This window comes from Gordonia sp. UBA7860, assembly GCF_002500165.1.
GTDB classification, from domain to species: domain Bacteria; phylum Actinomycetota; class Actinomycetes; order Mycobacteriales; family Mycobacteriaceae; genus Gordonia; species Gordonia sputi.
This window is the reverse complement of record NZ_DLSO01000033.1, coordinates 24,123-24,376: the sequence shown is the minus strand read 5'-3', so window position 1 is coordinate 24,376 and position 254 is coordinate 24,123. Positions and strand designations below refer to the sequence as shown.

The window sequence follows — 254 nt, the reverse complement described above, 5'->3', positions numbered from 1 at the left end:
TCGACGATGAGCGGCACGCCGTTGCGATGTGCGACCTCCGAGATGCCCTCGATGTCGAGGATCTCGTTGTTCGGGTTGGAGATCGACTCGCCGTAGAACGCGCGCGTGTTGTCGCGGACTGCGGCCTGCCACGAGTCGAGATCTTCCGGATCCTCGACGAACGTGACCTCGATGCCGAGCTTGGGCAGCGTGTAGTGGAAGAGGTTGTAAGTTCCGCCGTAGAGGCGGGGGCTCGACACGACGTGCCCGCCCTT

General features: G+C 63.4%; 1 protein-coding gene. It reads right to left on the bottom strand.

Features of this window, described 5'->3' with window-relative positions; genetic code table 11:
• A partial coding sequence (locus B3T59_RS05240; protein WP_287001638.1) for a PLP-dependent transferase occupies nucleotides 1-254 on the bottom strand: 254 nt, incomplete at both ends.